We start from the raw sequence: 13522 nt of genomic DNA on the forward strand, positions 1-13522 counted from the left end.
TGTCATAGCCATTCTTTTCGGAGGAATGGCCGCGGGTTCCAATGCCATCGCGCAAGACGCCCCCGAGGCGCGCGCGGCGGACGAATCCCTGAACATCACCACCAATACCGAAGAGCGGGCCCTGGCCGACCTGAATGGCGCCGGTGATGCCTTCGTGCTTTCGACCTCGCAACCGCGGTCGCGCATTCATTTCACCCTGCCGCCCAATGTCCAGACGTCCGAAGCCTGGCTGCGCCTTGCGGCCCGTCCGGCCAGCGACGCAACGGCCGGCACGATCGAAGTGCGCGTCAATGGCGGCGACCCGATCGTTATCCGACCGCAAGCGCGCGCCATGGAAGCCCGCTTCGCCCTGTTCTCCGCCGACATGCGCCCCGGCAGCAACACGCTCGAAATCGCCTATTCCACCCAGACAGCCGCCCCGGGCTGGATTGTCGACGCGCGCCGTTCCCAGCTTCGCCTGACCCTTGAGCCTGTGCGTCCGCTGGAAACGCTGGGCGAACTGGAACACGCCCTGGGTTCCGACTTCGCCGCCCCGCGCCGCATCGCCCTTGTGACGGATGCCGGACGCGAGCGTATCACGCTGGAAGCGCTGACCGCCCAGGGCCTCGCCCTGCGCGCCGGTGAAGTGCCGCTTTTCACGGGTGACGCGGACCAGGCTGACCTGGTGGTACGCATCGCCGAATTTTCACGCCTGGATGAGACTGACCGCGCCGCGCTGCGCCGGGGCGAAAGCCAGGGTCCGGAAGTCGCCTTCCGTCATGATGGTGTGCCGCACCTGATCGTGACCGGTCGCAATCTGGACGAGGCGACGGCCGCGGCCCGCCTGATGGGGGCCCGCTCCTTCGAGGGCTATGGCCGCTCCTTCCTGGCAGCCGACGCGATCAGTGCCCGCCGTCTGGGACGGGAACAGGTTCGCGATGCACGCGCCTTCTCCACCAATGCCGACCTGCGCACGTTTGCAGCGTCCGGCCTGCCCTTCTCCGCAGACCAGGGTGCCCGGACGGCAGTACAGTTCTCCACCCGCCATGATGCGGACCGCTACGGCGCCCTGTCCGTGCTGGCCCGGGCCGCACTGATCGGTGACCAGGCTTGGCTCTATGCCTGGTATGGCGACACCAGCGAAACGGCACCGGCCGACCATAATCTCCTGATCATCGGCCCCAACTCGACACAAGTGTCCGCGGTTGACCGCAGTGCCCCGGAAGAACTCCGCGCCGCCATGCGCGCAGCCGAGCGGTCGCGCGGCCAGCGGGGTCTCATGCGTCTGGCGGCAGCCGCCTATGCCGATGCCGGTGACCATGCCGCCTCGGCGCCGGGCAGCCAGCCGCGCGAGACCGGCGTCGGCGTCGCCTCCCTCTTCCGTGACCGTCACAACAACCAACGCTGGATCGGTACGCTGACCACGCCGGATGTCGCGTCCTTCGCGGATGCCGGCCGCAGCCTGGCCCGCTCGGATCTGTGGCAGGCGCTGGAAGGCCGGGCCGCTGTGTGGAGCTCCCGCGGCGTGACGCCGCTGGATTTCTCGGTCGCGGCCCCGACGCTGATGGACCGGGCCCGGGAACTGGCTGTCGACCACACGCGTGACGCCGCCTTCCTCCTGTTCGGCGCGGCCCTGTTGATGCTGCTGCGCGGCTTCGCCCGCCGCCGTGCACAAGCCTGATTTTAATCAGTCTGTTAGCCGGGGATTAACCCTCCTTCTTCACGCGACATAAAAGCCGGATGTGTAGGGTTTCGACCATGGGATCGGGACCGCACATGCCTTTCAAGACCGGACATATTCTCAAAGCGAGCCTTCTGGCGTTGACCCTGACCGGGGCGGCGCAGGCCAGCAATGCCGACGAAATCTTCGGCGAGCGGGCCCTGGCTCTGGCGATTGATGACCGGTGCGAGCTCTTTACGGACCGGGAGCGCAATGCGCTGGACGCGGCCCGCCTGCAAGCACGCGGCATTCTGCTGCGCCAGGGTATCTCGGTTCACGCTCTGGATGACTATTCCCGCGAGCTGGATGCCCAGGCCAGCCAGACCGCCTGTGACCTGCCGGAAGTGGCCGATTTGCGCTATCGCGTCGGCGAGGCCTTCCTGGCCTGGCAGAATATCCGCGACATGGCCTTTCCCGGCGGCCATTACGACTGGCACGCCACACGCTCGATCATGCCCGGAGAGCCGCATTGGGCCATCCACCAGACCGTGGGTGACATGACCGTCGGCCTGAGCCGTGACACTGACAATTACCGGTTCTCCGCCGCCCTGCCCGCCATTCCCGGCGCCGCCAGCGCGGTTCTGGTCCTGCGCGACACCGACCGTGAACCGGACCTCTACGATCCGACGCTGAACGGCCATTTCGCTGCGCCGTCCGGTGCGGAGTGGGCCGACTGGACACCGCCGCGTTTCGCACGCTCGGTGGTCTGGGCGGCCGGCATGGGAAGCCGCAAGGACCGCAGTGGCCTGGCGCATTCGGAAGACGCTCTGGTCTTCCACTTCTCCAACCGCGCCAGCGATGAGTTGTCCGCCTTGGACCCGCGCGAAGCCGCGATCATCGAAGTCCTGGGACGCAATGGTGACGTGCTGGCACATTTCTATTTTGAAGTCGGTGATTTTGCCGCGGCCCGGGCCTTCATTGAAGGCGGGGCTCCGCTGATGCCGCGCAGCTGATCAGGCCGCCCCGGACTGGGCCTTGCTGATATTCTCGGACGCGGCCTGGGCGCGCTCGATCTGTCCACGCACATCGAGTTCAGCCGACACGGTCTCGCCACCCGCCAGGGGTTCGACCTGGGTCTCGCCCTTGTCGAGAATGGGCAGGGAGACGGTCACGGTGGTGCCGACACCCTTGCTGGACGCGATATTCATCTGACCGCCATGCAGCTCGGCCAGCGCCCGGACCAGGGACAGGCCCAAGCCGGTGCCGCGCTTCTCGATATCACGCGCATTGGAGGCCTGGCTGTAGGGCTGGCCGAGACGGCGGGCATCTTCCGGGTCGATCCCGACACCGCTATCGCCAACGGCTAGGACCAGCTGACCACCGGACGGACGCGCCATCACGACGATTGCCCCGCCCTTCGGCGTGAACTTCACGGCATTGGACAGCAGGTTGAGCAGGATCTGGCGCAGCGCCTTGCGATCCCCTTTCACCGGAACCGGCGTGTCATTGCGCTTCACCGACAGGGTGATGCCAGACTCTTCAGCCTGCAGGCGCATCATCTTCACGGCCAGGCCGACAGCTTCGTCGATATCAAAGCGCTCGAGCACGAGCTCGTAACGGTCGGCCTCGATCTTGGACATGTCGAGCACGTCGCCGATCAGCTCCATCAAGTGCTGGCCGCTCTCATGAATGAGATCGGCATATTCCGCGTAGCGCGCCGGCAGCGGGCCGAACAGGCGGGCCTTCATCACGTCGGAGAAACCGACGATCGCGTTGAGCGGCGTGCGGAGCTCATGGCTAACGGAGGCCAGGAATTGAGACTTGGCCCGGGATTCCTCTTCCGCCAGTTCACGGGCAGCTTCAGCTTCGCGAACCCGGTTTTCCAGGGCCGGGCCGGCATCATGGGAGAGAATGGCGACGGAACCGCCATGCATCGGGCGAGCGTTGAGACGGACATCTTCCTCCCGGCCCCGATCCCCCCGCAGGGTCAAGCCCTGGCTTAAGGGACGGATGGCAGCGCGACGGGCTGCGGAAGCCAGGTCGGCCCGGTCATCATCGCCAAAGCCGAGATCGGCCACAGGCAGACCGGTCAGATCGCGCGGCAGGCCCGGCGACAGCTCGCGCAGGCCTTGGGACGCCGCCAGCATATTGCCGTCCTGGTCACAGGCCAGAAGCGCCACCGGGGCCGCATCGAAAGCCCGCACGCGAATACGACCGCGCTCGGCTTCCTCACGCACCCTGTCTCCTTCACGCATGGCCCGCAGCGCCCCGAGGCCAAAACCGGCCGCCATCATCAGGGCACACCCGGTCACGAAGGGCAGATAAATCTCGACCGCCATCGGTGCCGGCTGGATGAAACCGCCCGCCTGCAGGATGGCTATGGTCACAGCGGCAAAGCCCGACAGGGCCGCACCCTTGACGACACCATCGCGTTCACCACCGGCGGCAGCCACGGCGGGCGCCAGCAGGAAGGCGAGAACGCCGATACCGGTGATGCCTCCGCCCAGAATGGCCACCACGGACGCAAAACCGGTCCAGACAATCGCCAGCGCAAATCGTTCGAACGGACGGTCCATGCGCGGCATGAGCACAAAGCCGATCAGGGCCGGCGCCGCGACGGCCAGGAGACCGAGCACACGCATCCAGTCCGGCCCGTTAAGGAACGGCCAGATCTGCGGCGCAGCCGCGCCCAGCGTGCCCAACCAGACGAGGTTGACCAGGACGCCACCGCGACGGGCAATCATGCCTGTTATGTCTCGCTTTTTCTGGCTCATGATCGTGCGTTGCGACTCGCTTTGTTTGCTTACCGGAATCTTGGCCTACGGCGTTAACAAATCCTGAATCTTAAACTTTGTTCATTTACCGATGGTTCCGAGAAAGCCTGCGAATAAATGATAGCATTTCAGTACTTGGAGCTGTTCGCTCGACAAGGCAATATGGTGGCCTTGGGGTAAGGAGTATCCGATGTTCACGAGTTGGCTTGCCGCGCTTTTGCTGACAACGGCGCAGGTTCAGGATCCTGTCGCAACGGACAACGGGGCGGACCCCGCTCCCGAGGTCGCGTCCGACGCGACCCCGCAACTCCAGCTTCCCGCCGCTCCGGCCGAAGAGCCGGACGTGGTGCTGACCTCGGCACGGGATTATGCCGCTTTCCACCACACCGTCTCCGGTCTTCAGGAAGCGCCGATCGGTTCGGCCGAGGATCTTGACTACGCGATGGACCAGCTGACCCGCTTCTACGGCGAGGAACGTCTGGTCCGGGCCTGGATCGCCTATGCGGCCATCGTCGCGGCCCGCCATCCGGAATACATCGACGAGGTCCGCGAGCTGGCGGACTATTACGGCCCCGAAGCGGCGATCTCCGGCCTGATGAACGATCCCGCCTTCGCCACCAGCTTTGGTTCGGCCGGCGAGGCCCAGGATTCCGTGGTCAGCGCCATCGACCAAGACAATGCCGAGATTGTCGGGCTGTCCGAACGCTATCGCGCGGCCGCTTACGACCTTCAGTCCGAACGCTGGGCCAATCGTGTCTATCGCGACCGTCAGGAACGCCTGGCGACCTTGAGCGATATCGACAACAGCCCGATCGAGCTTCCGGAAGATGTCCGCCTCTCCCTCGATTATGGCGTGGCGTCCGGCTTGCCGGCCTCGGCCCTGTTCGAACCGCCCAGTGCCGGGCTTACGGATGAGGCGATCGGCCCTGAACTGACCCTGACCGTCGGCCAGACCACCCGGAACCCGGATCGCGAACGCGTCGGCCGCATTCTCTCGATTGCAGCCCTGCAGTCCCTGGACGGCATGACGGATACGGATGCGGCCATCGATTATCTCCTCGCCGACCCGGTCGTGGAAAGATGCCTGGCCTGGGTGCGTCTGGACCTGTCACAATGCGTCGCGGCCGGTCACTTCAAGTATGAAGACAGTTTCTGCATCGCCGAGCACGCCCTCCTGGACGTCTCGCGTTGTCTGGCGACCGAAACCGGCGGGGACTGACACCACCTTACGGTCGGTGAAGTCTTAACAAGACGTGTCCCGCTCCGGGACTCCGTAAAATTGCGCGCAAATTTTACGAAAACATCCTGCTCCAATTTTGCACGCTGTTCGCCGTAAAACCCGGTTTAGCGTGCAATTGCACGCAATTTCGCCTAGCCTCTATCCTGCAATGAAGGGCCTTGAAGGGTCTTCTGCGCCAATAAGAAGAGGAGGCACACAGCATGATGTTTCTCATCCGCGCCGCGTTTTGGCTCGCAGTGGTGAGTGTGTTCGTACCGAGCGATTTCGCCGGTGACGCCTTCAGCATGCCCGTCTCTCTCTCCGAAACCCGGATCGATGCCGAAAAGCCCGTCAATGAATGGTGCGAGAACAATTCCGCGCTCTGCGATGCCGGGCGTGAAGCCATGCGCTTCGGCGGCTTTCTGACCGAAATGGCCACCGACCGTATCGAAACCGCCCTCCTCGCCGAAGAAGCGGCCCCGGCCAAATCCTGATCTGTCATCAGCGCCCGGAGACCGAACGTCAGTCCCGGGCTTGCACTGTCGGGGTGCGCGCTCTACCTCGGCGCTGACATGACTGACACAAGCATCCAGACAGAGATCGACGAGATCGTCGAAGAGTTCGACTTCCTGGGCGACTGGGAAGAGCGCTACAAGTATCTCATCGACATGGGCAAGGCCCTGCCCGGTCTGCCAGACACCGACAAGACCGACCTCAACAAGGTCAAAGGCTGCGTCAGCCAGGTCTGGCTCGTCACCGGCCACGAGGGCGACCGCCTAACCTTCCAGGCAGACAGCGACGCCCACATCGTCCGCGGCCTCGCCGCCCTTCTGCTTCGCATCTATTCAGGCCGCACGCCGGACGAGATCCTGTCCGTCGATGCCCGCGAAGTGCTGAAACAGATCGGCTTGTCCGAGCATCTCTCCCCGCAACGCTCCAACGGGCTTGCCTCCATGATCGGCCGGATCCGGGGTGCCGCCGGCGCCTAGTCCGGCGCATAGCCGTAAATCTGTGCCAGTCGCGCAAAGGCCAGTTCCACACCCGTGCGCCCGGACCGACGCGCCCAGCCAAAGCGCCTTTCCATGGCCGCAAGGCTTTCCTCCCGGATCAGGGCCGCCTCGATAATCCGGGCGAATTGAGGACCCAGCGCGTCCAGCGCATTGAAAACCCTGTCCTTGGCGGCCAGGGCCGAGACCGCCGCCCCGTCAGGTCCCCGAAAGGCGGCCTCGCCCCGCCGTGGCGCTGTGGGCGACCAGTTGCGGGTGACCGACTGATGCAAGCTCGAGCGGGTATAGTCCGATAGGAATTGCTCGACCGCCGCACAGGCCGATGGCGACAGAACCGCGCGCCATTTGGCGATAGCGCCCTCATCAGGATTGATCGTCACGCGCCGTTCGCGGCCGTCCTGGTCCATGACGAAGCCCTGCCGAAGCGCGCCCCGGCCAGCGGCCTCGTGGGTAGCGCCGGCACCGACGACCTCGTGCCCGGATGCTGACAAGCGGTATTGTCCCTCAGCCGTCTCGACCCAGCCGGCCTGCAGGGCGGCCTCGACTTGCCGGGCTGTCACACGGACCAGTGGCCGACGGCGCCGGTCGGCGCCCGGGAACACGCCCAGTCCGCCGCCCTGCAGGGGTCTGAGAACACGGCCCGGCCGGGCCAGGGCGCGAACCCAGCGGGGAGCGCTCATGCCGCCTGGCCCGGTGTGTCCGCATCGGCAATGCGGGGCGTGCCGCGCAGGCTCTCCTCCAGCGCGTCCAGATACTCATCGAAGGCGGCATCGTCGCGACGATCCTCAATGCAGTGGCAGGCATGGGCGGCCGTCGAACGGTCCCGGCCAAACGCCTGTGCCACGCGGGACAGGGACAGTTCGAAGGCAACATGAGTGAGATACATCGCCACCTGCCGCGCCAGGGAGGCCTGCCGGGACCGGCGGGTAGGGGCTTCGATTTCCGCCGGTGGCACGCCGAAGGCATAAGCCGCCGCCCCCTGGGCCAGTCGGGCGCGCGCCAGATCATCGTGAAGCCGGTTCAATCGCATGGATGGCATCAAAATCTCCCACTCTTACGCAGTCCCCCTGACCGCGGTCTCATCGATGCTAGGAGCCCGATCCATACCCGGGGATATTTTTCCTAGTATACACGCAAAGAAAAAGGGCACCACCTTTGCGTGTGGCGCCCTTTTGAATTCGCAAGCCCTTGAGACTTAAGGGGCGAGATAGGCAATCAGCAGGACGATCGCGAGCAATGCGCTGGTCCAGATCGCCAGCAAACCACTGGGGATATCCCGGCTCAGCGCGCCCATCGGGCTGAAGGTCTGGAACAGACGACCGCCCAGGCGATCCCGCACACCGGCCAGGAGATTGCCGATGGCCGCCCACAGACGGCTGAACATGGCGTAGCTCCAACGGGCAAGACCGTCGAAAGCCCGGCGATAGACCCAGTCGAAGTCGAGGTTCACCGAGCGCTTTTCATCCGGATACCATTTCATCCGGACCAGGAAGGCGAAGGCAAACAGGGCCGCCATGAGAAGCTGCATCTGCCCGACCACGTGATCGAAGGTCCACATGGGATAGGCATTGGCCACTTCCGGATAGGGCGTGAGATTGTAGAGCGCGCGATACCCGCCCGGGATGCCGAACATGTCCGGCCACCCCAGATAAAGGCACAGCAGGGCCGCCACACCCATTGCCATCAGCATGTTCGCCGGTGCCTCGCGGACGCGGTGACCGCGATCATGTGAGAAGAAGGCGAAGTACGGGATCTTGATGCCCGAATGTTCGAGCACACCCGCCGAGGCGAACAGCAGAACCAGCCACACGACCCAGTGATGCTCGTGCGCCACCGCCGCCAGCGTCATCGCCTTGGCGACAAAGCCGGAGAAGAGCGGGAAGGCCGAAATGGCCGCACCGCCGATGATGCAGAAGATGGCCGTCACCGGCATGGACTTGAACAGGCCACCCAGTTCGGACGCTTTCACCGTGCCGACACGGTGCAGGACCGCACCCATGCTCATGAAGAGCAGCGCCTTGTAGATGATGTGCACGAAGGCGTGCGCGGCGGCACCATTGATGGCCAGTTCCGTACCAACGCCGACACCGACAACCATGAAGCCGAGCTGGTTGTTGAGCGAATAGGACAGGACCTTGCGCAGGTCGTTCTCCACCACGGCGAAGAAGACCGGGAAGGCCGTCATGATCGCACCGATCCAGATCAGTACATCCGTCCCCGCATAACCGCGCGCCAGCGCATAGACCGCCAGTTTCGTGGTGAAGGCCGACAGCACGACAGCCCCGGTCACGGTCGCCTTGGGGTAGGCGTCCTGCAGCCAGTTGTGCATGAAGGGGAAGGCGCACTTGATACCAAAGGCCAGGAAGATCAGCAGGCCGCCGAGCGTGTCGATGGACAGGCTGTCGTCGAAGGCCCAGCTCCCCGTATCGGCAGCATGGATCACGGCACCGGCCAGCAGCATCACGCCCGACAGGACGTGGATCGCCAGATAGCGCAGGCCGGCCTTGAAGGCGGCCTGGGTCTTGGACCCCCAGATCAGGAAGACCGAGGAAATCGCGGTCAGTTCCCAGAAGAAGAAGAGCGAAAGCAGATCGCCGGAGAACACGGCGCCCAGACCGGCGCCGGCATAGATCAGGCCGGCGGCATCCGCGACCCGGTCTTTCTCGTGGAAGCCGTAGAGCCCGTTGATGAAGGCCGCGATGATGAAGATCAGGCCCCAGATACGGGACAGACCGTCATAGCGGAAGGTTTCCAGAACGAAACCGCCCAGCTCGATGATGCCCCCGACATGGCCACCGCTCGGCGCGTTGAACCAGAGCAGGCCGGCCAGGATCGGCGCGATCAGGGCGAGGCCCTTGCGCACATAATGGTTCGGGATCGCGGCCGCGATCAGACCACCGATGATAACCGGCCAGGCCGGGGAAACGTCGTGGAACGCCTCGATCATTGGTCACCCTCCCCGTCCCAATAGTCTTCGGAACGGCCCAGCAGCCCCCGGATCACGAACCAGCCCACCATCACGGCCAGCACGAAGGATCCGAAGCCCCACAGGGCGTAGAAGCCCGTGGTCTCGGCTAGCGACACGTATTCATGGCGGTGGTGGAACAAATCGATGGCGGCGAAGCCCAGGGCCAGGACCAGAAGGATCCACAGCATGGAGGATTTCAGCCAGGGCGCATCCAGCCACAGGAACGGCCGGGCGGCCGGGTGGATGCGCTCATCATGTTTGCCGGATTGATCGCTCACGAGGCGGCCTCCGCAGCAAGGGATGACGACATGAAGACCGGCGCGAGATAGTCACGCAGCGGTCCGATCAGGAAGAACAGCACGATCACGCCGCACGCCGTGATGACCGGCGGCAGGATGACCAGCATGGGCGGCTTTTTCTTCAGGCCGGCTTCCTCGGGCGGCGCAAAGAAGGCGCGCGCCGAGATCGGCAGAAGATAGGCCACATTCAGGATGGACGAGGCCACCAGGGCCACGATCAGCAGACCGTGACCGCTCTCCCAGGCCCCTTCCATCAGGAAGAGCTTGGGCCAGGTCCCACCCAGGGGCGGCAGGCCGATGATCGACAGGGCACCGACCGTATAGGCAATGAACAGCCACGGCATGTAGCGCCCAAGCCCCGCCATCTGGGAAATCTCGGTCTTCTTGGTGGCCGTGTAGATCGCGCCGGCACTCATGAAGAGCGTGATCTTGCCCCAAGCGTGCATCACGATCTGGAGTGCGCCCCCGAGCATGGCCAGAGGCGACGCCAGCATCACGCCCAGAGTCACATAGGAGAGCTGGGAGACGGTGGAGAAAGCCAGACGGGCCTTGAGATTGTCCTTGGTCATGGCGACGACCGAGGCCAGCACGATGGAAATGGCGGCAATCCAGGCCAGGGCATCCGAGGCCGGCGTCGCGGCAATCAGGTCCGTACCGAAAATGTAGACGCCCACCTTGAGCATGGCGAACACGCCCGCCTTCACCACGGCCACGGCGTGCAGCAGGGCCGAGACCGGCGTCGGCGCCACCATGGCATTGGGCAGCCAGGGGTGGACCGGCATCAGAGCCGCCTTGCCGATCCCGAAAGCGAACAGGACCAGAAGCACACCGGCGATGGCCGGGGTGACATCATTCACCGCCAGCAGGCCACCGGCGACGAAATCGGTCGAGCCGGCCAGGAAGTGCGTGGTGATCACCGCCGGCAGGAGCAGACCGATCGATGTTCCCAGCAGGATGGACAGATAGATGGCCCCGCCCCGCTTGGCATTGGCATCGCCCTTGTGCGTGACCAGCGGATAGGTCGACAGGGTCAGGACCTCGTAGAAGAGGAACATGGTCAACAGATTGCCGGACAGGGCGACGCCCATGGCGGCCGCGATGGCAATGCAGAAACAGACATAGAAGCGGGTCTGGTTCTTCTCGCCATTGCCCCGCATATAGCCGATCGAATAGAGCGAATTGACGATCCAGAGCCCCGAGGCCACGGCCGCGAAGACGGCGCCCAGCGGCTCCAGCCGGAACACCAGGTGCAGTCCCGGTGCCAGCGTGGCCAGTTCCAGGGTCGGATGGCTCTGCGCCGCCTCGACCAGATAGGCCACATTCAGGGCCAGCAGCACGGCCGAGATCAGGGTCGCGGCTTCGCGCAGGTTCGGATACCGGCCCAACAAGGCCACAGCCACACCGCCGAGGGACGGAATGGCGAGGGCCAGGGCGAGTGAAAGTTCAGGCGTCCACATCGCTTAACGTCCTCCCATCACGGCTTCGGCGGCCGCACGGGCCAGACCGACCAGCGGGTCGGCGTGGAAGAAGAAATACACATTGGCCGCGGCCAGGGTGACCATCGGCACCACCATCATCCACGGGGCCAGGCGGCGCTGCGCCACCTCACCATGATGACTGGGCGGGTTTTCCATCCAGATCGCCGCCAGCAGGCGCGCCACATAGGCCAATGCCAGCAGGGAGGAGATCATCAGGGCCGCCACAGCCCACCACCAGCCCCGATCGAGGGCAGCGGAGACGAGGTACCATTTGGAGGTAAAGCCAACGGTCAGCGGCACACCGACCAGGGACAGGCCGGCAACCGTGAAGGCCATGGCCGAAGCCGGCATGGTCTTGCCCAGACCGGCGAGGTCCTTGACCTGGCGCACGCCGAAATTCAGCGCGAACGCGCCCAGGGCCATGAAGAGCGCGCCCTTCATCAGGGCGTGATTCATCAGGTGCAGCAAACCGGCTGACAGGCCCGCGGCCGTGCCCATGCCCAGACCCAGCATCATGTAACCGACCTGTGCCACGGAGGAGTAGGCCAGCAGACGCCGGGCATCGGTCTGGAAGACCGCCTGCACGGACGCCACCATCATCGCGATCACCCCGACCACGGCAAACAGCCAGGTGAAGGACATCGACACGAAGGCCACATCCGGGTGGAAGATCGAGAAGACGAAGCGGACCAGCGCGTAGAACGCCACCTTGGTCGCCGTCGACGCCAGGAAGGCCGTCACGAAGTTCGGCGCAAAGGCATAGGCATTCGGCAGCCAGACATGCAGCGGGAACATCGCGGCCTTCAGGCCGAGCCCCACCACGATGAAGGCGAAGGCGGCCTGGGTGACCCGGTTATGGCCTTGCTGCTCCAGCACGGCGGCCATGTCGGCCATGTTGAGCGTGCCGGTCGCCATGTAGAGGAAGCCGACGCCGATCACGAAGAAGGTGGCACCGATCGTGCCCAGAACCAGGTAGTTGTAGCTGGCTGTCAGCGCGCGGCGGTCCTTGCCCACACCCATGGCGATGATGGTGTAGGTCGCGATCGAGGAAATCTCGAGGAATACAAAGACGTTGAAGGCGTCGCCTGCCACCGTCACACCGATCAGGCCGGAGAAGCAGACCAGGAAGGCGGAATAGAACAGCGACTGCTGCTTCTTGGACACTTCATCGGCCACGCTCGGCAAGGCGTAGATGAGGCTGAGCACACCCAGCACGCCCAGCAGCAGGAGGATCGGGACATTCAGGCTATCGAGGCGGATCTCGATCCCGTGCGGCGGCGCCCAGCCGCCCACTTCGTACGAGACCACACCGTGCACACCGACTTGGCCAAGCAGGCCAAAGGCCAGCACGGCCACGATGACCGACGTTGCCACAGCCACGCCCCAGGCCCACACGCCCTTGGGCATGAAGGCGGCCAGCGCCGCGGCGATCAGCGGCACAACCACGATCAGGACCGGCGCGTGTGTCGCGACACCCGCCGGAAGAAGAGAGGCCAGCATTTCCATTTAGACGGACCCCCCGGTCTCGACTGAATAGTCGGCTGCGTTCAGCTCATCGTCCTCGATCGTCCCGTAGGCTTCGCGAATGCGAACCACGAGAGCGAGGCCGACCGCGAGAGTCGCCACGCCGACGACAATGGCCGTCAGGATGAGAACGTGCGGCAGCGGGTTGGAATAAAGGACTTCGGCGGCATGACCGGCAGCATCGGCCGCGCCATGGGCCGCATCAGAGGCATGGTCCGCCCCATGATCCGCAACCGCATCGGCTGCGTGGCCAGCATCCATGCCGGCATCACCATGGGCGTCGGTCGCGCCGTGCGCATCGGCGGCCTCATGCCCATCGGTCGCAGGCGTCTCATGCCCTTCAGCGGCGTGAGCCACGGCAGCCTCGGCACCGGCATAACCGGCGTCCGCACCATGACCACCCTCATCCCCATGCCCTTCGGCCAGGATGGGCGGCTGGCCGCCGAAGACCTTGCCGATCGTGATGTAGAGCAGGAAGACCGAGGTCTGGAAAAGGGACAGGCCGACCAGACGCTTGACCAGATTTCCGGTCGCAATCACGACATACAGCCCCGTCATCATCAGGATGATGATCGGGATGTAGTTGAAGCGCTCGAGAAGCATTTCCACCATGA

At 64.7% G+C, this 13522-nt stretch carries 13 protein-coding genes; 5 read left to right on the forward strand and 8 right to left on the reverse strand.

Annotated features, from left to right (window positions below; genetic code table 11):
* Positions 1–25 precede the first annotated feature (25 nt).
* Together FCS99_RS13925 and FCS99_RS13930 are read left to right on the forward strand one after the other, a co-directional pair.
* Positions 26–1660, forward strand: coding sequence for a hypothetical protein (locus FCS99_RS13925; protein ID WP_171036390.1), 1635 nt, complete (start codon positions 26–28; stop codon positions 1658–1660).
* 95 nt (positions 1661–1755) lie between these two features.
* Positions 1756–2652 carry a hypothetical protein gene (locus tag FCS99_RS13930; RefSeq protein ID WP_138513596.1) on the forward strand — a complete coding sequence of 299 codons (897 nt, stop codon included), beginning with the start codon at positions 1756–1758 and terminating at the stop codon, positions 2650–2652.
* Here the strand turns inward: FCS99_RS13930 and FCS99_RS13935 are convergent, their stop codons facing one another.
* On the reverse strand, positions 2653–4413 hold the full coding sequence (locus tag FCS99_RS13935; protein ID WP_138513598.1) for a sensor histidine kinase: 1761 nt from the start codon (positions 4411–4413) through the stop codon (positions 2653–2655). It abuts the gene before it with no gap.
* A 190-nt stretch (positions 4414–4603) separates the two neighbouring features.
* Between FCS99_RS13935 and FCS99_RS13940 the strand changes: the two genes are divergently transcribed.
* The 3 genes from FCS99_RS13940 to FCS99_RS13950 all read left to right on the forward strand — a co-directional run bounded on the left by FCS99_RS13940 (position 4604) and on the right by FCS99_RS13950 (position 6621).
* Positions 4604–5632 (forward strand): hypothetical protein, encoded by a 1029-nt coding sequence (locus tag FCS99_RS13940; protein WP_138513601.1) that lies wholly within the window; start codon positions 4604–4606, stop codon positions 5630–5632.
* A 221-nt stretch (positions 5633–5853) separates the two neighbouring features.
* Positions 5854–6126 (forward strand): hypothetical protein, encoded by a 273-nt coding sequence (locus tag FCS99_RS13945; protein WP_138513603.1) that lies wholly within the window; start codon positions 5854–5856, stop codon positions 6124–6126.
* 78 nt (positions 6127–6204) lie between these two features.
* On the forward strand, positions 6205–6621 hold the full coding sequence (locus tag FCS99_RS13950; protein WP_138513605.1) for a SufE family protein: 417 nt from the start codon (positions 6205–6207) through the stop codon (positions 6619–6621).
* On the opposite strand, the gene FCS99_RS13955 is transcribed toward FCS99_RS13950, so the two are convergent.
* The 7 genes from FCS99_RS13955 to FCS99_RS13985 form a co-directional block, all read right to left on the reverse strand.
* Complete coding sequence (locus FCS99_RS13955) at positions 6618–7319, reverse strand: DUF6456 domain-containing protein (protein WP_138513607.1); 702 nt, start codon at positions 7317–7319, stop codon at positions 6618–6620. The two genes, FCS99_RS13950 and FCS99_RS13955, sit on opposite strands and share 4 nt — an antisense overlap.
* Entirely contained in the window at positions 7316–7678 is a 363-nt protein-coding gene (locus FCS99_RS13960; protein ID WP_233352841.1) for a helix-turn-helix domain-containing protein, read from the reverse strand. Before FCS99_RS13960 ends, FCS99_RS13955 begins: the two co-directional genes overlap by 4 nt.
* 156 nt (positions 7679–7834) lie before the next feature.
* Positions 7835–9586 (reverse strand): Na(+)/H(+) antiporter subunit D, encoded by a 1752-nt coding sequence (locus tag FCS99_RS13965; RefSeq protein ID WP_138513609.1) that lies wholly within the window; start codon positions 9584–9586, stop codon positions 7835–7837.
* On the reverse strand, positions 9583–9885 hold the full coding sequence (locus tag FCS99_RS13970; protein WP_138513611.1) for a hypothetical protein: 303 nt from the start codon (positions 9883–9885) through the stop codon (positions 9583–9585). The genes FCS99_RS13965 and FCS99_RS13970 overlap by 4 nt, the downstream gene beginning before the upstream one ends.
* On the reverse strand, positions 9882–11363 hold the full coding sequence (locus FCS99_RS13975; RefSeq protein WP_138513613.1) for a proton-conducting transporter transmembrane domain-containing protein: 1482 nt from the start codon (positions 11361–11363) through the stop codon (positions 9882–9884). The genes FCS99_RS13970 and FCS99_RS13975 overlap by 4 nt, the downstream gene beginning before the upstream one ends.
* A 3-nt stretch (positions 11364–11366) precedes the next feature.
* Positions 11367–12890: a monovalent cation/H+ antiporter subunit D family protein gene (locus FCS99_RS13980; protein WP_138513616.1), complete on the reverse strand. Its 1524-nt coding sequence runs from the start codon at positions 12888–12890 to the stop codon at positions 11367–11369.
* Positions 12891–13520, reverse strand: coding sequence for a cation:proton antiporter subunit C (locus tag FCS99_RS13985; protein ID WP_138513618.1), 630 nt, complete (start codon positions 13518–13520; stop codon positions 12891–12893). It abuts the gene before it with no gap.
* Positions 13521–13522: the final 2 nt, after the last annotated feature.

The organism is Maricaulis alexandrii, from assembly GCF_005871165.1.
Taxonomy (GTDB): Bacteria; Pseudomonadota; Alphaproteobacteria; order Caulobacterales; family Maricaulaceae; genus Maricaulis; species Maricaulis alexandrii.

Excerpts from the sequence above, each read along its gene's own strand:
- FCS99_RS13925 (WP_171036390.1), top strand. The coding sequence starts at position 26 with ATGGCCGCGGGTTCCAATGCCATCGCGCAAGACGCCCCCGAGGCGCGC.
- FCS99_RS13930 (WP_138513596.1), top strand. The coding sequence starts at position 1,756 with ATGCCTTTCAAGACCGGACATATTCTCAAAGCGAGCCTTCTGGCGTTG.
- FCS99_RS13935 (WP_138513598.1), bottom strand. The coding sequence starts at position 4,413 with ATGAGCCAGAAAAAGCGAGACATAACAGGCATGATTGCCCGTCGCGGT.
- FCS99_RS13940 (WP_138513601.1), top strand. The coding sequence starts at position 4,604 with ATGTTCACGAGTTGGCTTGCCGCGCTTTTGCTGACAACGGCGCAGGTT.
- FCS99_RS13945 (WP_138513603.1), top strand. The coding sequence starts at position 5,854 with ATGATGTTTCTCATCCGCGCCGCGTTTTGGCTCGCAGTGGTGAGTGTG.
- FCS99_RS13950 (WP_138513605.1), top strand. The coding sequence starts at position 6,205 with ATGACTGACACAAGCATCCAGACAGAGATCGACGAGATCGTCGAAGAG.
- FCS99_RS13955 (WP_138513607.1), bottom strand. The coding sequence starts at position 7,319 with ATGAGCGCTCCCCGCTGGGTTCGCGCCCTGGCCCGGCCGGGCCGTGTT.
- FCS99_RS13960 (WP_233352841.1), bottom strand. The coding sequence starts at position 7,678 with ATGCCATCCATGCGATTGAACCGGCTTCACGATGATCTGGCGCGCGCC.
- FCS99_RS13965 (WP_138513609.1), bottom strand. The coding sequence starts at position 9,586 with ATGATCGAGGCGTTCCACGACGTTTCCCCGGCCTGGCCGGTTATCATC.
- FCS99_RS13975 (WP_138513613.1), bottom strand. The coding sequence starts at position 11,363 with ATGTGGACGCCTGAACTTTCACTCGCCCTGGCCCTCGCCATTCCGTCC.
- FCS99_RS13980 (WP_138513616.1), bottom strand. The coding sequence starts at position 12,890 with ATGGAAATGCTGGCCTCTCTTCTTCCGGCGGGTGTCGCGACACACGCG.
- FCS99_RS13985 (WP_138513618.1), bottom strand. The coding sequence starts at position 13,520 with ATGGTGGAAATGCTTCTCGAGCGCTTCAACTACATCCCGATCATCATC.